13 protein-coding genes are annotated in these 19,168 nt (G+C 69.9%); 8 read left to right on the top strand and 5 right to left on the bottom strand.

The window, feature by feature from the left end:
- The first annotated feature begins 179 nt into the window (after positions 1 to 179).
- Positions 180 to 2,003 carry an acetyl/propionyl/methylcrotonyl-CoA carboxylase subunit alpha gene (locus C8E99_RS01055; protein ID WP_115930715.1) on the top strand — a complete coding sequence of 608 codons (1,824 nt, stop codon included), beginning with the start codon at positions 180 to 182 and terminating at the stop codon, positions 2,001 to 2,003.
- Positions 2,004 to 2,238: 235 nt separating this feature from the next.
- Positions 2,239 to 3,693, top strand: coding sequence for an MFS transporter (locus tag C8E99_RS01050; RefSeq protein ID WP_115930714.1), 1,455 nt, complete (start codon positions 2,239 to 2,241; stop codon positions 3,691 to 3,693).
- Between the two features lie 114 nt (positions 3,694 to 3,807).
- On the opposite strand, the gene C8E99_RS01045 is transcribed toward C8E99_RS01050, so the two are convergent.
- Positions 3,808 to 5,157 (bottom strand): alkaline phosphatase PhoX, encoded by a 1,350-nt coding sequence (locus tag C8E99_RS01045; protein WP_115930713.1) that lies wholly within the window; start codon positions 5,155 to 5,157, stop codon positions 3,808 to 3,810.
- Positions 5,158 to 5,342: 185 nt separating this feature from the next.
- Positions 5,343 to 6,755: an NAD(P)H-quinone dehydrogenase gene (locus C8E99_RS01040; protein ID WP_211308966.1), complete on the bottom strand. Its 1,413-nt coding sequence runs from the start codon at positions 6,753 to 6,755 to the stop codon at positions 5,343 to 5,345.
- An 84-nt stretch (positions 6,756 to 6,839) separates the two neighbouring features.
- Between C8E99_RS01040 and C8E99_RS01035 the strand changes: the two genes are divergently transcribed.
- From C8E99_RS01035 to C8E99_RS01015, 5 genes are all read left to right on the top strand, one after another.
- Positions 6,840 to 7,742, top strand: a complete 903-nt coding sequence (locus tag C8E99_RS01035) for a purine-nucleoside phosphorylase (protein WP_170144497.1) — start codon at positions 6,840 to 6,842, stop codon at positions 7,740 to 7,742.
- A 99-nt stretch (positions 7,743 to 7,841) separates the two neighbouring features.
- Positions 7,842 to 9,680 (top strand): phospho-sugar mutase, encoded by a 1,839-nt coding sequence (locus tag C8E99_RS01030; protein ID WP_115930710.1) that lies wholly within the window; start codon positions 7,842 to 7,844, stop codon positions 9,678 to 9,680.
- 26 nt (positions 9,681 to 9,706) lie between these two features.
- The gene (gene deoC / locus C8E99_RS01025) at positions 9,707 to 10,411 is read left to right on the top strand and encodes a deoxyribose-phosphate aldolase (RefSeq protein ID WP_115930709.1); all 705 of its coding nucleotides are present in this window, start codon (positions 9,707 to 9,709) and stop codon (positions 10,409 to 10,411) included.
- A 61-nt stretch (positions 10,412 to 10,472) separates the two neighbouring features.
- Positions 10,473 to 10,745, top strand: coding sequence for a hypothetical protein (locus tag C8E99_RS01020; RefSeq protein ID WP_115930708.1), 273 nt, complete (start codon positions 10,473 to 10,475; stop codon positions 10,743 to 10,745).
- 76 nt (positions 10,746 to 10,821) lie between these two features.
- Positions 10,822 to 11,811, top strand: a complete 990-nt coding sequence (locus C8E99_RS01015; protein WP_115930707.1) for an acyltransferase family protein — start codon at positions 10,822 to 10,824, stop codon at positions 11,809 to 11,811.
- Positions 11,812 to 11,921: 110 nt separating this feature from the next.
- On the opposite strand, the gene mfd is transcribed toward C8E99_RS01015, so the two are convergent.
- Complete coding sequence (mfd, locus tag C8E99_RS01010) at positions 11,922 to 15,686, bottom strand: transcription-repair coupling factor (RefSeq protein WP_115930706.1); 3,765 nt, start codon at positions 15,684 to 15,686, stop codon at positions 11,922 to 11,924.
- 92 nt (positions 15,687 to 15,778) lie between these two features.
- On the opposite strand from mfd, the gene C8E99_RS01005 reads away from it, so the two are divergent.
- Positions 15,779 to 16,285 (top strand): DUF2505 domain-containing protein, encoded by a 507-nt coding sequence (locus tag C8E99_RS01005; RefSeq protein WP_115930705.1) that lies wholly within the window; start codon positions 15,779 to 15,781, stop codon positions 16,283 to 16,285.
- Between the two features lie 47 nt (positions 16,286 to 16,332).
- Here the strand turns inward: C8E99_RS01005 and C8E99_RS01000 are convergent, their stop codons facing one another.
- Positions 16,333 to 17,313 carry a ribose-phosphate diphosphokinase gene (locus tag C8E99_RS01000; protein ID WP_115930704.1) on the bottom strand — a complete coding sequence of 327 codons (981 nt, stop codon included), beginning with the start codon at positions 17,311 to 17,313 and terminating at the stop codon, positions 16,333 to 16,335.
- Between the two features lie 82 nt (positions 17,314 to 17,395).
- The gene (gene glmU, locus C8E99_RS00995) at positions 17,396 to 18,877 is read right to left on the bottom strand and encodes a bifunctional UDP-N-acetylglucosamine diphosphorylase/glucosamine-1-phosphate N-acetyltransferase GlmU (RefSeq protein ID WP_245952414.1); all 1,482 of its coding nucleotides are present in this window, start codon (positions 18,875 to 18,877) and stop codon (positions 17,396 to 17,398) included.
- Between the last annotated feature and the right edge of the window lie 291 nt (positions 18,878 to 19,168).

Genomic DNA, 19,168 nt, shown 5'->3' with positions numbered 1-19,168 from the left:
AGGAGGTTGTTTGTGGGATTCCTACAATCGATGCGGCGCGGCGCGGGGAAAACGCCCCGGATCCTGTAGGAAACCCACGGTCACGTCTAGGCTCGGCAGGTGGGTTGCCCCGACACCAGGTAGGGTCCGGCCCACCCGCAGACAGCCTGCGCCGAAGCTCATGAAGGAGTCCCGCCCCGATGTCCCAGCCGACGCCGACCGCCACCACCGCACCCCGCCCCTTCTCGCGGGTGCTCGTGGCCAACCGCGGGGAGATTGCCGTCCGCATCATCCGCGCGGCACATGACGAGGGACTCACCGCCGTGGCCGTCTACGCGGAGCCGGACCGCGAATCCCTGCACGTGCGCATGGCGGATGACGCCATCGCCCTGGGCGGGGCCTCGGCCGCTGACTCCTACCTGGTGGTGGACAAGATCCTCGACGCCGCCGGGGCCTCCGGCGCAGATGCCATCCACCCTGGCTACGGCTTCCTGTCCGAGAACGCCGATTTCGCCCGCGCGGTCGAGGCTGCCGGCCTGGTGTGGATCGGCCCTCCGGCCGGCGCCATCGAGCAGCTGGGGGACAAGGTCTCCGCGCGCCACCTGGCCCAGAAGGTCGGCGCCCCCCTGGTGCCCGGCACCGCCGACCCCGTGGCGAACGCGGACGAGGTCTTCGCCTTCGCCGACACCCACGGACTCCCCCTGGCCATCAAGGCCGCCCACGGTGGCGGAGGCCGCGGCATCAAGGTGGTCCGCAGCCGCGACGACATCCCCGAGATGTTCGACTCCGCGGTCCGTGAGGCCACCGCTGCCTTCGGCCGTGGTGAGTGCTTCGTGGAGCGTTTCCTGGACGCCCCGCGGCACGTGGAGACCCAGTGCCTGGCCGATGCGGCGGGGAATGTGGTGGTGGTGTCCACCCGCGACTGCTCCCTGCAGCGCCGCAACCAGAAGCTTGTCGAGGAGGCCCCGGCGCCCTTCCTGACGGCCGAACAGCAGCAACGACTGTACGAATCCTCCAAGGCACTGCTGGTGGAGGCCGGCTACGTGGGCGCGGGCACCTGCGAGTTCCTCGTGGGCACCGACGGCACCATCTCCTTCCTCGAGGTCAACACGCGCCTGCAGGTGGAGCACCCCGTCTCTGAGGAGGTCACCGGCCTGGACCTGGTGCGCGAGCAGTTCCGCATCGCCCGTGGTGAGGAGCTGGGCTACAACGACCCCGAGGTCCGCGGCCACTCCTTCGAGTTCCGCATCAACGGTGAGGATGCCGGCAAGAACTTCATGCCCTCCCCCGGCACCCTGACCCGCTTCCGACTGCCTTCCGGCCCGGGCGTGCGCGTGGACGTCGGCGTGGAGGAGGGCGAAACCATCACCGGCGCCTTCGACTCCATGATGGCCAAGCTCATCGTCACCGGCGCCACCCGCGAACAGGCCCTGCAGCGCTCCCGCCGCGCCCTGGCCGAGATGCAGGTCGCCGGCATGCCCACCGTTCTGCCGTTCCACCGTGCCGTGGTGTCTGATCCGGCCTTCGCACCGGAGGACGGCACCCCGTTCACCGTGCACACCCGGTGGATCGAGACCGGCTTCGAGAACACCATCGCCCCGTTCGCCGGGACCCCGGGGGGCCCTGGTGACTCCGAGGAGGATCACGAGGACCGCCGCTCCGTGACCGTGGAGGTCAACGGCAAGCGGGTCGAGGTCACCCTGCCCGCCATCCTCGGCGCCATCTCCACCGTGGCCACCGGCGCCAAGGCCGGCTCCCGCCGCCGCAAGTCCCGCGGCACCCGGGGCGCCACCGCCAGCGGAGCCAACGGGGACACCCTGACGTCACCGATGCAGGGCACGATCGTCAAGGTCGCGGCCGGCGTCGGGGATGCCGTGGCCGAAGGCGACCTGATCGTGGTGCTTGAGGCGATGAAGATGGAACAGCCCCTGACCGCGCACAAGTCCGGGACCATCACCGAGCTCAGCGCCGAGGTGGGCGCCACAGTCACCGCGGGTGCGCCGATCGCCGCCATAGCGGACTAAGACTGCCGGGGACGTGCCCGTCCGGCGGCATCACTCCGCTCACCGACTCGCTCGCCCCTGGTCCGCCAGGGCAGGATCACCCCTGCCTGAAGACAGCTCCCTGGCAAGGCCGTCTCACCATGTGGACCTGATGTCCGCATGGTGGCGCCCGCGCGTAGAGTCGTCGGGTCGCATTTCGCACCGGCCAAGAGCCGGCACACCACTGACGTTGCATTGCATTGCACGAGGAGCAACCATGTCCACTGACCTGTCCCAAGACAGCTCAACCCCGGATCCCGGGACCGGCACGGTCCATGTCAAGGACGACGGCACCAAGGAACTGGGCGTCCCCCGGTCCCGCGTGGTGATCGCGTCCCTGATGGGCACCACGATCGAGTTCTACGACTTCTACGTCTACGCCACGGCGGCGGTCTCGGTCTTCCCGCTGATCTTCTTCGCCGCCGGTGACGAGGGCGCGGCCCTGCTGGCCTCCATGGCCACCTTCGGCGCGGCCTTCGTGGCCCGCCCCATCGGCTCGATCCTGTTCGGCCACTACGGTGACCGCGTCGGACGCAAGGCCACCTTGATCGGCTCCCTGCTCACCATGGGCATTGCCACGTTCCTCATCGGCCTGCTGCCGACGTACTACCAGATCGGCCTGTGGGCTCCGGCCCTGCTGACCATCTTGCGCTTCTGCCAGGGCCTGGGGCTCGGCGGCGAGTGGTCCGGCGCTGCCCTGCTGGCCACCGAGACCGCAGCCAAGGGCAAGCGCGCCTGGGCGGCGATGTGGCCCCAGCTCGGCGCCCCCATCGGATTCCTGCTGGCCAACGGCCTCTTCCTGATCCTGACCCTCAGCTTCAACCACGACTCCACGAACCCGGACATGGACGGCGCCTTCCTGACCTGGGTGTGGCGCATGCCCTTCCTGCTGTCCCTGGTGATGGTGGCCGTGGGCCTCTACGTCCGGATGCGCCTGCAGGAGACTCCGGTCTTCCAGCGCGCTGTGGACAATGACGAGCGCGTCAAGGCCCCATTGGGCGAGGTGTTCCGGAAGAACTGGAAGGAGCTCATCCTGGGCACCTTCATCATGCTGGCCACCTATGTGCTCTTCTACCTGATGACCACGTGGATCCTCTCCTACTCCATCAGCTCCCCGGATGCCAGCGGCCTGGGCGTGCCCTACGCGGACTTCCTCGTGCTGCAGCTGATCGGCATCCTGTTCTTCGCCGCCTTCGTGCCCGTGGCCGGCTGGCTGGCGGACAAGTTCGGCCGCAAGCCCACGCTGATCGTCATCACCATCCTGCTGATCCTCTTCGGCCTGACCTTCGGCTGGTGGCTCAGCGCCGGCTCGATCGGCCAGGGCAATGACCTGAACACCACGCAGATGATGATCTTCCTGATCGTCGGCATGGCCCTCATGGGCTTGACCTTCGGCCCCATGTCCGCCGTGCTGCCGGAGCTGTTCCCCACGAACACGCGGTACACCGGCTCGGGCATCGCCTACAACGTGTCCTCGATCCTCGGCGCCGCCCTGACCCCGTTCGTGGCCCAGTGGCTCGTGCTGAACTTCTCTGTGGCCCACGTCGGCTACTACCTGTCCTTCGCCTCCGTGCTCACGCTGATCGCCCTGATCATCGCTCCTGAGACCAAGACGAAGTCGCTGGATTCGGCGTCGGAAGGGATCTCCACGGAAGCCGTCTCCGCACCGTAGTCGGCCGATTTTCCCTGGCACCACGACGCCGGTCCGGCACCTTCTGGAGTGAAGGTGCCGGACCGGAGTCGTTTCCGTCAGGGCTCCGGCAGGAGCCGGTGCCGGACGCAGCGCTTAGAGGGCGCCGTTCTCCCAGGGGCCGGTGACGGCGTAGGTGATGCCGGGGGTCTGGACGTTGAAGAACAGGATCCGGCCGTCGGGGCTGAAGGTCGCACCGGCCAGCTCACTCGTGTTGGAGTCGCTCAGCTCCGCCAGGTCGAAGATCTGGCCATTCGTGGTGACCCCGCGCAGCAGGTCTTTTCCTCCGCCGTCCTCACACAGCACCAGGCCTCCACTGTTCGGGGAGACGCAGATGTTGTCCGGGCTCTGGAGGACGTCAGGATCGGTGGATTCGTAGACGAGCACGAGCTGGCCACCGGAGTTGCCGCGGGGCCGGTACTCCCACACCTGGCCGAGACCGGCGTCTCCACCGCTGGTGGAGTTGATGTAGACGGATCCGTCCCCGTACCAGGCACCTTCCAACCGATCGAAGACCGCGCCGCCCTGCTCGAGGCCCTGGTTGAACACGGCCAGGGAGTCGGTGCTGTCCGGGTCCGGATCGGCGATGTCCACCCAGTCGACGGGCATCGGCTTGCCGACTCTCTGGCCGGAGCGGGTGTCGTATTGGGGCCGGCCCTTGATCGCCATCATCTGCAGTCGGCCTCCGGCGGTCAGGTCCTCGCGGTCGTTCGGCAGGAAGCGATAGAAGCCGGAGGTGCCCCGGTCCTCTGTCTCGTAGACGATCCCGGTTTGCGGATCGATGGCAACGGCCTCGTGGGTGAAACGGCCCATGGCCTTCAGCGGGACGGGGTCGACCGGCGAGGTGGCGTCTGAGGGCACCTCGAACACGTAGCCGTGGGGGCGGTCCACGTTCAGGCCGGAGAAGGTCTCCTCACAGGACAACCAGGATCCCCACGGGGTCGGGCCGCCGGCACAGTTGCGAATGGTGCCGGTCAGCGACGGATAAGTGCTCACCAATTCCATCTTCTGCGGATCGAAGACCAGGTTCGTCGTGCCGCCGGCCGCGGATGAGTCGTAGCTGTTGGCGCCGAAGGCCTCGCCCTGGGACTGCTCGTGGTTGCGCACCAGGTTGATCATTCCGTTCTCGCCGGGGAAGGCTGCCATGCCATCGTGCATGCCGGGAGTGGGCGTACCGTCGCTCATCGGCGTGCCGGTGTGGCCGAAGGCCACATAGCCGAACCCGGCAGGCAGGAGCAGTTCGCCTCCGGGGGCAGGCTGCAGCGGACCGTAGCCGCCGTTGTTCGTTGCCTGCATGGTGTCATCGCCGCGGCGGCGACCCTCCGCGGCGTGGGCAGTGTTGCCCATCAGCGCCGTCAGAGCGGCTGCCGCGCTGAGCGTTCCCCCGGCGGCGAGGAGCGTGCGGCGGCCGACGTTGGTCACCTCATGTGTCTGGGATGCGGTCATGGTGCTTGAGCCCTCCTGGACGAATCAATGGTCCCCAATGAGACCGGACAGGAGAAGCCCATCACCGCGACGTGAACACGCCCTTGGGGCGAGATGAACCCACCATGGCCGTGCCTTCAATTCACCTTCGGTCGTGGTAACTGTTCCGTTCCCGTGTCACCCGGCACCCGGCCTTGGACCGGGGGTCAGAGGTGGACGTGGAGGCGGCGGGCCGCCTCGGAGATCGACCCGGAGATCGAGGGGTAGACCGTGTAGGTGTTGGCCAGGTCGTCCACGTGAAGCTTGTGGCTGACCGCGAGGGCGATCGGGTAGATCAGCTCGGAGGCGCGCGGGGCGACCACCACACCGCCGATCACGGTGCCGGAGCCCTTGCGGGCGAAGATCTTCACGAAGCCGTGGGTGACGTTCTGCATCTTGGCCCGGGGGTTGGTGCTCAGGTCCAGCTTGAGGATGTCCGCCTGGTACTTGCCAGAGGCCACCTGCTCCTCCGTCACGCCGACCGTGGCGATCTCCGGGGAGGTGAAGATGTTGGAGGACACCAGGTGCGGCTGGAACGGTTTGACCGCGTCCCCCATCAGGTGCGCCACGGCGACGCGCCCCTGCATGGCGGCCACGGAGGCCAGGGCGAAGACCCCGGTGCAGTCGCCCGCCGCGTAGATGCCGGGCACGGTGGTGCGGGAGACCCCGTCCACGGCGATGTGGCCGGAGTCGGTCAGCTTGACGCCGGCCGCCTCCAGCCCGAGGTCTGCGGTGTTGGGGATCCCGCCGACGGCCAGAAGACAATGGCTGCCTTCCAGCACACGGCCTCCGGAGAGGTGCACGCGCACCCCGGTGGCGGTGCGCTCCACGGACTCGGCGCGGGTCTTGCCGACCACGTTCACACCATCCTCCACGAAGGCGTCCTCCAGCACGGCAGCGGCGTCCGGGTCCTCCCCCGGCAGCACGCGGTCCCTCGATGACACCAGGGAGACCTTCGCACCGAGTTGGTTGTAGGCCGAGGCGAACTCCGCGCCGGTGACGCCGGAGCCAACCACGATCAGGTGCTCGGGCACCTCGGTCAGTGAATAGACCTGGGTCCAGTTGAAGATGCGCTCCCCGTCCGGCATGGCGGTGGGCAGTTCGCGCGGGCTGGCGCCGGTGGCCAGGAGGATGTTCTCTGACTCGATCATCTCGGTGCCGTCCTCGGTGGTCACCTCCACCGTGGTGGGCCCGGTCAGCCGGCCCCTGCCGATGACGATGCGCACTCCCGAGCGCTCCAGGGCCCGGCCGATGTCCCGGGACTGCTCGGAGGCCAAGTTCAGCAATCGCCGGTTGACCACGGTCATGTCCGCCCTCGCCGGCTCCGCCCCCAGGGCCACACCCAGCCCGGAGGCCCGCCCGGCCCGGCGCATGGAGTCGGCCGTGGCGATGAGGGTCTTGGAGGGGACCACGTCCGTCAGCACGGCGGATCCGCCCATGCCCTTGGACTCGACGACGGTCACCTGCGCCCCGAGCTTGGCGGCTACCATGGCCGCCTCATAGCCGCCGGGGCCGCCGCCGATGATGGTGAGGGAGGGACGGGGACGCGAGTACATGGGGGTGGAAGTCACAGACTCCATTGTGTCCCACCTCGCGGCCTCACGCCGAATGCCGACTGGCCGGACCGCAGGCCGATTCCGGCGCTTCCCACTAGGCTGACGGTCGTGACTGACGCAACCGCCTCCACCGACTCCTCCACCGCCCCCAGCTTCGACGACCCGTCCGGCCACTCGCCGCTGCAGGGCAACCACCCGGGGTTCTCCGAGGCCCGGCGTGCCGCCGCCGCGCTGACTCAGCTGACGGGCGTGGCCCGGCACCGCATCGCCGTGGTGCTGGGGTCCGGCTGGGGCGGTGCCGCAGAGTTGATCGGCAAGACCACCCACACCATCCCCACCGCCGAGCTGCCCGGCTTCGCCGCCCCCTCGGTTCCGGGGCACAACCCGACCGTGCGCTCCGTGCGCCTGAACCGCACCGGGAGCGAGGACGGCGCCGGCGCCGGGCACGCCCTGATCTTCGGCTCCCGCACGCACTACTACGAGCACCGCGACGCCGGCGCCGTGGCCCACACCGTGCGCACCGCGGCCGCCGCCGGGGCCGAGATCGTGGTCCTGACCAACGGCTGCGGCTCCCTCGTGCCCGAGTGGGCCCCGGGCACCCCGGTGCTGGTGGCCGACCACATCAACCTCACGGGCGCCACCCCGCTGGTCGGGGCCAACTTCGTGGACCTCACCGATCTCTACTCCCCCCGCATCCGCGAGATCGCCCGCGAGGTGGACTCGTCCCTGCCCGAGGGCGTGTACGTGCAGTTCTCCGGACCCCAGTACGAGACCCCCGCCGAGGTGCGGTACGCCAAGGCGATCGGCGGCGACCTGGTGGGCATGTCCACCGCCCTGGACGCGATCGCCGCCCGCCACGCCGGTCTGGAGGTGTTCGGCATGTCCCTGGTCACCAACGCCGCCGCCGGCTTCAGCGGTGAGCCCCTCAGCCACGCCGAGGTCGTGGAGGCCGGCGAGGCCGCCGGACCGCGCATCTCCGCCCTGCTCGCCGGCATCATCGACCGACTCTGACGCGCCGAGCCACCTGCCCGTCGCCTCCAGCCGATCAACCTGACGCACCTGATTCACCTGACGCACCTGGCAACTGGTGAGAAACCCGAGGACCCTCCCGTGACCGCTGTTGACATCGATCCCGCCCTGATCGCCGCCGCCGTGGAATGGGCCCGCCAGGATCCCGACGACGGCGACCGTGCGGTCCTCGAAGCCGAGATCGCCGCGGCGCAGGCCGGGGACGGCGCGGCGGTGGCGTCCCTCGCCTCGCGCTTCGCCGGTCCGCTGGAGTTCGGCACCGCCGGGCTGCGCGCCGAGGAGGGCCCCGGTCCAGGCCGCATGAACCGGGTGGTGGTGCGCCGCACCGCGGCCGGACTCGCGACGTACTTGCTCCAGCGCCTCGCGGAGATGGCCCCCGTGCAGTCTGCGGATGCCCCGGCTGGTCCCACGACGGATGCCGCTGCGGATGCCGCCGCGGGGCAGGAGCCGCGCCCCCCGCGCGTCGTGGTGGGCTATGACGCCCGCCGCGGCTCGAAGACGTTCGCCCTGGACTCCGCCGCCGTGTTCGCCGCGGCCGGACTGGACACGATCCTGCTGCCCTCCGAGCTCCCGACGCCGGTGCTGGCCTTCGCCGTGCGGCACCTGGAAGCCGACGCCGGCGTGATGGTCACCGCCAGCCACAACCCGCCCGCCGACAACGGCTACAAGGTGTACCTGGGCGGCCGGATGACGGACGAGGCCGGGCGCGGTGCCCAGATCACCGCGCCCAGCGACCGGGACATCGCCGACTGCATCGACCATGACGCCCCGGTGGACTCCATCCCGCTGACCGCCTCCGGCTGGACGGTGGCGGACCGTGGCATCGCGGCGGCCTACCGGCTGGCCGCCTGCCGAGTCCTGGACCCCGAGCGCACCGGCCACCGCCGGCTCAACGTGGTCTACACACCCCTGCACGGGGTCGGCGGGGCCGTATTGCCGGACCTGTTCGAGGACGCCGGCTTCGAGCGGCCGTACACGGTTCCCGAGCAGGCGGAGCCGGACCCCGCCTTCCCCACCGTGGCGTTCCCCAATCCGGAGGAGCCCGGCGCCATGGACCTCGCCCTGGCCGCGGCCCGGGACCGCGGCGCGGACCTGGTCATCGCCAATGACCCCGACGCCGACCGGCTGGCCCTCGCGGTGCCGGACCCGGCAGATGGAATCGGCGCGGGCGGCGCTGGCAGTGCGCACGGCGCGGGGGGTGGCTGGCGCATGCTCACCGGGGACGAGGTCGGCGTGCTGCTGGGCAGCCACCTGATGGCCGGGCTGCGGCCGGCGGGCGCCGTCGTCGGGAATTCCGTGGTGTCCTCTCGCCTGCTCTCCCGCGTGGCCGCGGAACGGGACGTGCCGCACGCGACCACCCTGACCGGGTTCAAGTGGATCGCGCGGGTTCCCGGGCTGGGCTTCGGCTACGAGGAAGCCCTCGGCTACTGCGTGGCGCCGGAGATGGTGCGGGACAAGGACGGCATGACGGCCGCTCTCGTGGCGGCGGAGCTCGCCGCCGGGCTCGCTGACCAGGGCAAGACCCTGCTGGATGCGCTGGATGAGATCGCCCTGGACTTCGGGGTGGTCGCCACCGGACAGCTCTCGGTGCGCGTGGCGGACCTGGCCCTGCTGGACGCCATGATGGCCCGGTTGCGCCTGGCACCGCCGGTCACCCTCGCCGGCCAGGACGTGGTCGAGGCCGTGGACCTCACTCAGGGCTACCGGGACCTTCCGGGCACCGATGCCCTGATGTACACCTCCGCGGACGATTCCCGCGTGGTGGTGCGGCCCTCCGGCACAGAACCCAAGCTCAAGTGCTACCTGGAGGTGGTCCGCCCCGTGCAGGCGGCCACGCAGTTGCCCGGGGTGCGGGCCGAGGCGTCCGCCGCCCTGGCCGAGCTCTCCGCCTCTATCGGCGAGGCTCTGGGGCAGCCGTGATGGACCGCCACGGTAGGCTGGCTCACATGCAGAATGGCCCTGACTCCACCGCGTCCACCGGTCCCGCCGAGCTCACCACCGCGGAGCTCGCCCAGTACATCGACCACACCCTGCTCAAGCCGCAGGCGTCCCGGGAGGACATCCTGGCGGTTTGCGCCGAGGCATCCGAGGCGCAGGTGAAGAGCGTGTGCGTCAACCCCGTGTGGGTCCCCACCGTCACTGAGGCGCTGGCCGGTTCCGGCGTGCTGACCTGCACCGTGATCGGCTTCCCTCTGGGCGCCACCACCACGGCCGCCAAGGTCGGCGAGACCACCGATGCCGTCACCCACGGCGCGGACGAGGTGGACATGGTCATCGACATCGCCGCCGCCCTCGCCGGGGACCGCGCAGCACTGGTCGCGGACATCGGCGCCGTGGCCCAGGCCGCCCATGACGGCGGTGCGATTCTCAAGGTCATCATCGAGACGTGTCTGCTGGACGATGCCGCCAAGGAACTGGCCTGCAGCGCTGCTGCCGAGGCCGGGGCGGACTTCGTGAAGACCTCGACCGGGTTCTCCACGGGCGGCGCCACTATCGAGGACGTGGCCCTGATGCGCCGGGTGGTCGGCCCGGAGCTCGGGGTCAAGGCCTCCGGCGGGGTCCGCAGCCGCGAGGACGCCCTGGCCATGATCGAGGCCGGCGCAACCCGGATCGGAGCCAGCTCCGCCCTTGCTATCCTGAAGGCAAGCTAGTTTTTCGCACCATCGGCACCCGGCGACGCCGCCGGTCCACGCCACCGCATGAGGAGACATTGTGATCGTTAACGGCAAGCCGAAGAACCACTCGGGGCAGGGCCATTTCTGGGGCAACCTGCTGATGACCGTGGTGTGCTTCCTGATCTTCGCTGGCTGCGTCTACGCCATGGGCTGGTGGTCCCTCGAGGACGTCTGGATCCCAGGCGGCATCGCCATGGTCCTGGCCGTGCTGGCCTACCTGATCCCGCAGCAGCTGCTCGGCCGCAGCGACTCGGTGGACCACGAGGCCATCCACGTGGAGGACCCGAACGCCCACCACGCGAGCCACTGACCCGGAGGGCCGTATCCCTCAAGCGCAGACCCCCGCAGCACCGCTGCCGACGCAACGTCCACGCCGGAACACCGGCGTGGACGTTCTGCGTATCGTCTCCATCGTCGCCGTGGTGGCGGGCCACTCCTACGGGCCCCGCCTGGTCGGAGGCGAATACCTGGAGATCTGGCGGATGCCGCTGTTCTTCTTCCTCACCGGATACTTCTGGACCCGCGGCCGGCCCTTCGTCTACGAACTCCAGGCCCGTTGGCGGACCCTGGCGGTGCCGTACCTGATCTGGGCCGTCATCATGAGCCTGGCCGCCTGGGCCTGGACCCGGGACACCCCAGGGGAGTTCTGGCCGCTGATGGCCAACGGCTGGTACGGGGGCTCCGATCAGACCCCGCCGTGGTGGGCCTTCTGGTTCATCTCCGTGCTGTTCTTCGTGACTCTGCTGCGCCGCATCCTCGAACGGTTCCCCGTGCTCGTGGCCTGGGGGGTCGCAGTGCTCGGCCTGGCCCTGTCCATGCTCCCGGACGGACTGATCGGCCGCACTCCCCTGGGCCTCGGCCTAGCGTTGCCCTGCTTGTTCTTCGTGCTGGCCGGAGAGCTGTTCCGCTATGAGCTCCAACCCCGGATCAAGCGGAACCGCGCCTTGATCGGGACGGCGCTCATCGCCGTCGGGTTCCTCGCCGTGACCCTGGGCGTGGAGCCCCTGAACATCAAGTTCTCCGGCTTCGGCCAGTTCCTGCTCACCCCCGTGGTGGGGGCGATGACGGCCGCCGGCTTCGTGCTGGTCTTCAGCACCGTGGTGAATCGGCTCGTGGACGGAGCCGCCCGGCCCGTCAACGCCCTCGTGCGGACCGGCACGGTGGTGGTGCTCTTCCACGGCTGGCTGCTGCAGACTCTGGTGGACCTCGGCATCCTGGACGATGGCGCCAAGTTCGTCCTGACCGTCCTCCTCAGCTGGGCCGTGGGCCTGGCCATCAACGCGACGCCGCTCTCCCCGTGGCTGTCCGGGGTGCCGGCACCGGACTGGTGGGTGCAGTGGCGGGCACGGCGCCAGGAGCGCGCGACAGCCGGTTGACCCCGATCGCTTTCAGTCGACTTGGGGTGGGTGTCAGGGCCCAACACCCACCCAAACTCGACTGAAAGCGTGGGTCCGAGCAGAGCGGTCGGGTCAGGCTGCCAGGTGACCTAGGCCGGCGCGTCCGGCAGGAAGATTGCCTTGAGGACTTGGGCCGCCCAGTCCAGCAGGGGCAGGTCCGTGAGGTCCTTTCCGCCCACCGGCGCCGTCTTCGGCCGCGGGATCATCACGGCGTTCAAGGCCGGCTTGACGGCGGCGCCCTTGTACATGCGCTGGAGCCGCATCTCGCGGGACTCTGGCAAGTTCGCCGGGCCGAACTTCACGTTCTGGCCCATCAGCATGACCTCGGTGACCCCGGCGGCGCGGGCGGCGTTGCGGAAGCGGGCCACCGCCACCAAGTTCTCGGCAGCGCCCGGCAGGTCGCCGTAGCGGTCCTTGAGCTCCTCCACCACGGCGTCCACGGCCGCGTCGTCGTTGGCCTGGGCCAGGTTGCGGTAGGCCTCCAGGCGCAGCCGCTCCCCCGGGACGTAGTCGTGCGGCAGGTGCGCGTTGATGGGCAGTTCCACCTTGACCTCGGCCGGTGCGGTGTCCTCGCCGCCCTTGAAGTCCGCCACGGCCTCCCCCACCATCCGCAGGTAGAGGTCGAAGCCGACTCCGGCGATGTGCCCGGACTGTTCCCCGCCGAGCAGGTTGCCGGCACCGCGGATCTCAAGATCCTTCATGGCCAGCTGCATTCCGGAGCCGAGCTCGTTGTGCGCGGCCACCGCCTTGAGCCGCTCCAGGGCCGTCTCGTTGAGGGACTTCTCCGGGTCGTAGAGGAAGTAGGCGTAGGCGCGGTCCCGGCCGCGGCCCACGCGTCCACGGAGCTGATGCAACTGGGACAGCCCGTAGGCGTCGGCCCGGTCGATGATCAGGGTGTTCGCGTTGGCGATGTCCAGGCCGGTCTCGATGATCGTGGTGGACACGAGCACGTCGAACTTCCGCTCCCAGAAGTCCTCCATGACCTTCTCGAGGCGCGTCTCGCCCATCTTGCCGTGGGCCACCACCACGCGCGCCTCCGGGATGAGTTCACGGATCTCCCCGGCCACCTTGTCGATCGAGGACACCCGGTTGTGCACGAAGAACACCTGGCCCTCCCGCATCAGCTCGCGGCGGATGGCGGCGGTGATCTGTTGGTTAGTCTTCGGGCCCACGTAGGTCAGCACCGGGTGGCGCTCCTCGGGGGCCGTGGCCAGGGTGGAGGTCTCACGGATGCCGGTCAGGGACATCTCCAGGGTGCGCGGGATGGGCGTGGCGGACATGGAGAGCACATCCACGTTGGTGCGCATGGTCTTGAGCACCTCCTTGTGCTCCACGCCGAAGCGCTGCTCCTCGTCCACGATCACCAGGCCGAGGTCCTTGAACTGGATCTCCTTGGACAGCAGCCGGTGGGTGCCGATGACCACGTCCACGGTGCCCTCGGCCATTCCGTCCAGCGTCTCCTTGGAGTCCTTGGCGTTCTGGAACCGGGACAGCGGCTTGACCTTCACGGGGAAGCCGGCGAAGCGCTCGGCGAAGGTCTCGTGGTGCTGGCGCGCCAGCAGCGTGGTCGGGACCAGCACGGCCACCTGTTTGCCGTCCTGGACGGCCTTGAAAGCAGCCCGGATGGCGACCTCGGTCTTGCCGAAACCGACGTCGCCGGAGATCAGCCGGTCCATGGGCACGGACGATTCCATGTCCTTCTTGACCTCGTTGATAGTGGTCAGCTGGTCCGGGGTCTCGATGAACGGGAAGGACTCCTCCAGCTCGCGCTGCCAGGGGCTGTCCGGCGCGAAGGTGTGCCCCCGGGAGGCCATGCGGGCCGAGTACAGGCGGATCAGCTCGCCCGCGATCTGCTTCGTGGCCTTCTTCGCCTTGGACTTCGTGGACGCCCAGTCGGAGCCGCCCATCTTGGACAGGCTCGGTGCCTCCCCGCCCACATACCGGCTGACCTGGTCCAGCTGGTCCGTCGGGACGAATAGCCGGTCCCCCGGCGCCCCCCGCTTGGACGGCGCATACTCCAGCACCAGGTACTCGCGGTAGGAGTCGGCGCTCCCGCCGGCGCTGGCACCCGCGCCCGCACCGCCGGCACCCACCGTCCCGGAGGCGACCTTGCGGCGCTGCAGCTCCACGAACCGGGCGATGCCGTGCTGCGTGTGCACCACGTAGTCGCCCTCGGTCAGGGTCAGCGGATCCACGGCGTTGCGTCGTTTGCGCGCCAGGGTCTTGGTGCCGCCCCGGGCCCCGGCCGCCCGATTGCGGCCGAACAGGTCCTGCTCCGTCAGCAGCGCCACCTTGGCCACCGGCAGGGCGAAACCGGAACCGGCGACGGCGGTGGTGATGGTCACCTGCCCCGGTTGCGGCTCGGAGGGCACGGCATCCACCACGACGGCGGCCAGGCCGGCCTCCCCGAACAGTTCCGCCAGGCGGCGGGCCGGGCCCGGACCGTCCGTGGCGACGACGGCCTGCCAGCCGTCCTTGCAGCGCTCGGCCACGTGCCGGGTCATGGCCTCCACGTCCCCGGCGAAGCCCTGCGGCTCGGCCAGGGAGGTGCGCAGGGCGGAGGCGTCCGGCAACAGTTCGACGTCCGTGCCGAGGCTGGTGAGCTGCCACCACCCCTGGAAGCGGTGCAGGGCTGCGGTGCGGGTCTCGGCGAGGGTGGCGAAGCCGCCGGCGTCCGCCTGGCCCCCTGGCCCCCCGCCCGGTCCGGCCGCCCCGGAGCCGATGTCCACGGGGGCGACTCCGCCCATCGCGGCGGTGGCCCAGGCTGCCTGGAGGAACTCCTCATTGGTGCTCAGCAGGTCATCGGCGCGGTGACGGATCTTCTCCGGCTCCACGAGCACGGTCAGGGACCCTTCGGGCAGCAGGTCCACCAGCGGGACCATGCCCTCAGCGAGGACCGGGGCGAGGGACTCCATGCCCTCCACGGCCATGCCCTCGGAGATCCGCTCGAGCATGTCCACGGCGCCGGGAAGCCGCGGCATGAGCTCCTTGGCACGTCGCCGGACCGCGTCCGTCAGCAGCAGCTCTCGGCAGGGCGGGGCGTACAGGGTGGTGGGGTGGCCGGTGCCGTCCCCGCTGGTGTCCTCCAGGGAGCGCTGGTCCGCCACGGAGAAGTAGCGCAGCTGCTCCACTTCGTCCCCGAAGAACTCGATGCGCAGCGGGTGGGATTCGGTGGGCGGGAAGACGTCCAGCAGGCCGCCGCGGACCGCGTACTCGCCGCGCCGGGAGACCATGTCCACCCGGGAGTAGGCGGCGTCGGAGAGAGCCTGGACCACCCCGTCGAAATCGTGGTCCTCCCCCACGGAGATCCGCACCGGCTCCAGGTCGCCCAGGCCGGTGACCATGGGCTGCAGCACGGAGCGGATCGGGGCGGTGACCACGGCCAGCGGCGCGCGGCCGTCTTCCCCGGGGTGGGCCAGCCGGCGCAACACCGCCAGCCGGGTGCCGACCGTGTCCGAGCGCGGGGACAGCCGCTCGTGCGGCAGGGTCTCCCAGGACGGGAAGTGGACCACGGTGTCCGGATCCATCCAGCCGGCCAGGTCGGCGGCGAGGTCCTCGGACTCCCGGGAGGTGGCGGTGACGAGCAACACGGTGGCGGGGCGGGACAGTCCCGAGTCGGACAGGCCAGCGGCCGACAGATCAGCGGGCGCCGCCAGGGTGCCGTTCTGGGCGAACTCAGCCGCAGCGCCGGCGAGCAGGGCCACCAGGGGTGGCCGGGCGCCGTCGGGAAGGCTGATCTCCAGGTCCTCGGTGCGGTCGGCACCGGTGCGGGCAGCGGAGATGGAGGCCGCAGCGATGGCCTCGTCCTGCAGCAGGGCGGGGAACATCCCTGCCAGAGGGTGGGGAGTGGTCATTCATCCCAGCATAGTTGGTCGATATAGGCTCGGGCGTGGTGTCCGCCGCAGGCGGAGACCAACGGAACAGACCGAACCCCCAGGAGGACCTCATGGCGTTCAAGGAATCAACCACCATTGCCCACCCGCCGGCCGACGTGTTCGCCGCCTTGGTCGACGAGGCCTTCAACCGCAAGGTCACCGAGGGCCTCGGCGGAGCGCTCGTCGCCTTCGAGCGTCAGGGCGAGCTCACCGGGCCGGTGAGCATCACCATGGTGCGCTCCGTGCCGGTCAACAAGTTGCCGGACGCCGTGCAGAAGGTCGCCGGCAAGTTCCTCGGAGACAAGCTGAGCGTGGAGCAGCAGGAGACCTGGTCCGCCCCCGCCGCCGACGGCTCCCGCACCGGCCAGTTGGTCGTCACTGTGGGTGCCGCCAAGACCACTGCGACCGCCGAACAGCTGCTGCTGCCCACGGATGACGGCACCGAGGTGCGCGTCACCGGCACCCTGGAGTGCAGGATTCCGCTGCTCGGCAAGAAGATCGGCCAGGCCGCCGAACCCCGGGTTGGCCAGGTGCTGGGACGCCAGGCCCGCGAGGTATCCACCTGGTTGAAGCAGTAACCGGAGCAGTCCCGGTGGCCCGCGGCCCCACGCCGCGGGCCGCTCGCTCAGGCGTTGCCGTCGAAGAGGCTGGTCACCGAGCCGTCTTCGAAGACCTCGCGGATGGCACGGGCCAGCAGCGGGGCGATGGACAGCACGGTCAGGGAGTCGAATCGCTTCTCCTCCGGGATCGGCAGGGTGTTGGTCACCACGACCTCCCGGGCGCCGGACTCGGCCAGGCGCTGTGCGGCCGGGTCCGAGAACACGGCGTGGGTGGCGGCGATGATGACGTCCTTGGCGCCGGCCTCCTTGAGCACGCGCACGGCGCCGGCGATGGTGCCACCGGTATCGATCATGTCGTCGATCAGCACGCAGGTGCGGCCCTCGACCTGACCGACGACCTGCTTGGACACCGCCTGGTTCGGGACGGTGAGGTCACGAGACTTGTGCACGAAGGCCAGCGGGGCACCGCCGAGGCGCTCGGCCCACTGCTCCGCCACCCGCACGCGGCCGGTGTCCGGGGAGACCACGGTGAGGTCCTCGCCCTCCGTCTTGGTGCGGATGTAGTCGCTCAGCAGCGGCACCGCGAACAGGTGGTCCACCGGGCCGTCGAAGAAACCCTGGATCTGGGCGGTGTGCAGGTCCACGCTCATGATGCGGTCCGCGCCGGCGGTGCGGTACATGTCAGCCACCAGGCGGGCGGAGATGGGCTCGCGGCCGCGGCCCTTCTTGTCCTGCCGTGCGTAGGGGTAGAACGGTGAGATGGCGGTGATGCGCTTGGCGGAGGCGCGCTTGAACGAGTCCAGCATGAGCAGCTGCTCCATGAGGTGGTTGTTCAGCGGCGCCGGGTGCGACTGCATCACGAAGATGTCCTTGCCGCGCACGGACTCACCCGAGCGGACGTAGATCTCCCCGTTCGCGAAGTCGTAGGCGCTCATCGGCAGCAGTTCGGTGCCGAGCTCCTCGGCCACCTGTGCCGCCAGCTCGGGGTGTGCCCGGCCCGCCGCCAGAACCAGCTTCTTCTCGCTGTGCTGGGTGATCTCGTTCATCGCTGTGTACTTCCTGATTCTGACGGGGTTGGCCGGCCGGTGGTGGGGTGATCGGGAGGGAGGCGTGACATCGGCCGCGGGCTCAAGCGCCGGCGTCGGGCTGTGGGGTGTGTGACGTGCCGTGGCCCACGCGGGCCTGGGCGGCCGCATCGGCGGCCGGCGAGCCGGGGCGGCGGTCCTCGACCCAGCCCTCGGTATTGCGCTGCGGGGCCACGGTCAGGGCGAGCGCGCCGGCCGGGACGTCCTTGCGGACCACAGCGCCGGCACCGGTGTAGGCGCCGTCGCCGATATTCACGGGCGCGATGAAGACGGTGTTGGACGAGGTCCGCACATGGTTGCCGATCACGGTGCGGTGCTTGTTCACGCCGTCATAGTTGGCGGTGATGTTGCCGCAGCCGATGTTGGTGTACTCCCCGATCTCCGCGTCCCCCGCATAGCCGAGGTGGGAGAGCTTGGAGCCGCGGCCGATGACCGTGTTCTTGGTCTCGTAGAACGCCCCGATCTTGCCCTGTTCACCCAGCACGGTGCCCGGGCGGAGGTAGGTGAACGGCCCGACGGCGGCGCGGTCACCGATCACGGCACCGCTAGCCTGGGTGCGGGTCACGGTGGCGCCGATGCCCACGGTGGTGTCCACGAGCGTGGTGTCCGGGCCGACCACGGCGTCCTCGGAGAGGTGCGTGGTGCCCTGCAGGTGGGTGTTCGGCAGGATGGTGGTGTCCGGTTCCAGCGTCACGGTGGAGTCGATCCACGTGGTGGCCGGGTCCTGGATGGAGGTGCCGGCGCGCATGTGGCGTTCCAGGGTGCGGTGGTTCATCTCGGCGCCCAGGGCCTGCAGCTGTACGCGGTCGTTCGCTCCCTCGACCTGCCAGCGGTCCTGCGTGGTCACGGCCGCCACCCGGCCACCGGCGGTCCGGGCGATGGACAGCACGTCCGTCAGGTACATCTCCCCCTGCGCGTTGTCCGTGGTGACCTCGGCCAGCGCCGTGGCCAGCAGGTCGCCGTCGAAGGCGTAGATGCCCGAGTTCACCTCGTTGATGGACCGCTGCTCGTCCGTGGCGTCCTTGTGCTCCACGATTCCGGCCACGGTGCCGTCCGCGTCCCGCAGGATCCGCCCGTAGCCGGTGGGATCCTCCAGGAGGGCCGTCAGTACGGTGACCGCATTGGACTCGGCCTCGTGGTTGGCCACGAGCTCGGCCAGCAGCTCCGTGGTCAGCAGGGGGACGTCCCCGTAGGTGACCACCACGGTGCCGAAGGTGGACCTGGGGCCGGCCGGGTCGGCGTCGGGCAGCGGGGTTGAGGCGGTGGATTCCGCCGCATCCACCAGGGCCTCGAGGCCGCACTGGACGGCACGGCCGGTGCCCGGGACCTCGTCCTGGTCCGCGATGACCGGGACGGTGCCGAGAATCTCCGCCAGGGACAGGATGTGGTCGGCCACCACGTCACGCTGGTGGCGGACCACAGCGACCAGCTCACGCGGGTTCAGCCCCGCGGCGGCGGTGAGGGCGTGGCCGATCATGGACCGGCCCCCGATCGGGTGCAGGATCTTGGGGGTTTTGGACTTCATCCGGGTTCCCGCCCCTGCGGCGAGGACGATGACGGCTGCCGGCGTTGCGGGCGCCACGGTGGATTCGGTCAAGGATCTGCACTCCTGCTTCGATAGTCCAGTGCTGGTTGACTGCCGCCGGTCAGTCTAGACCTTCGAGTGGGAGGGGTCCGAACCGGGGTGATCGTCTGGGGCGACACCCGATGCTCAGGACGTGGGCTACTCGATTCTCCCGGGGTCCGTTTCGCTACTACGGAGGGCCATACCCGTTCACCGCGTGCTCGGGTCGGCACCCATAACCTGGGGGAGCAA

This window comes from Citricoccus muralis (assembly GCF_003386075.1).
Taxonomy (GTDB): Bacteria; Actinomycetota; Actinomycetes; order Actinomycetales; family Micrococcaceae; genus Citricoccus; species Citricoccus muralis.
Note: the sequence above shows the minus strand (reverse complement) of the source record. Positions and strands in the feature narration are given on the sequence as shown.

Excerpts from the sequence above, each read along its gene's own strand:
- C8E99_RS01005 (WP_115930705.1), top strand. The coding sequence starts at position 15,779 with ATGGCGTTCAAGGAATCAACCACCATTGCCCACCCGCCGGCCGACGTG.
- C8E99_RS01050 (WP_115930714.1), top strand. The coding sequence starts at position 2,239 with ATGTCCACTGACCTGTCCCAAGACAGCTCAACCCCGGATCCCGGGACC.
- C8E99_RS01055 (WP_115930715.1), top strand. The coding sequence starts at position 180 with ATGTCCCAGCCGACGCCGACCGCCACCACCGCACCCCGCCCCTTCTCG.
- C8E99_RS01045 (WP_115930713.1), bottom strand. The coding sequence starts at position 5,157 with ATGACCGCATCCCAGACACATGAGGTGACCAACGTCGGCCGCCGCACG.
- glmU (WP_245952414.1), bottom strand. The coding sequence starts at position 18,877 with ATGAAGTCCAAAACCCCCAAGATCCTGCACCCGATCGGGGGCCGGTCC.
- C8E99_RS01000 (WP_115930704.1), bottom strand. The coding sequence starts at position 17,313 with ATGAACGAGATCACCCAGCACAGCGAGAAGAAGCTGGTTCTGGCGGCG.
- deoC (WP_115930709.1), top strand. The coding sequence starts at position 9,707 with ATGCAGAATGGCCCTGACTCCACCGCGTCCACCGGTCCCGCCGAGCTC.
- mfd (WP_115930706.1), bottom strand. The coding sequence starts at position 15,686 with ATGACCACTCCCCACCCTCTGGCAGGGATGTTCCCCGCCCTGCTGCAG.
- C8E99_RS01040 (WP_211308966.1), bottom strand. The coding sequence starts at position 6,755 with ATGGAGTCTGTGACTTCCACCCCCATGTACTCGCGTCCCCGTCCCTCC.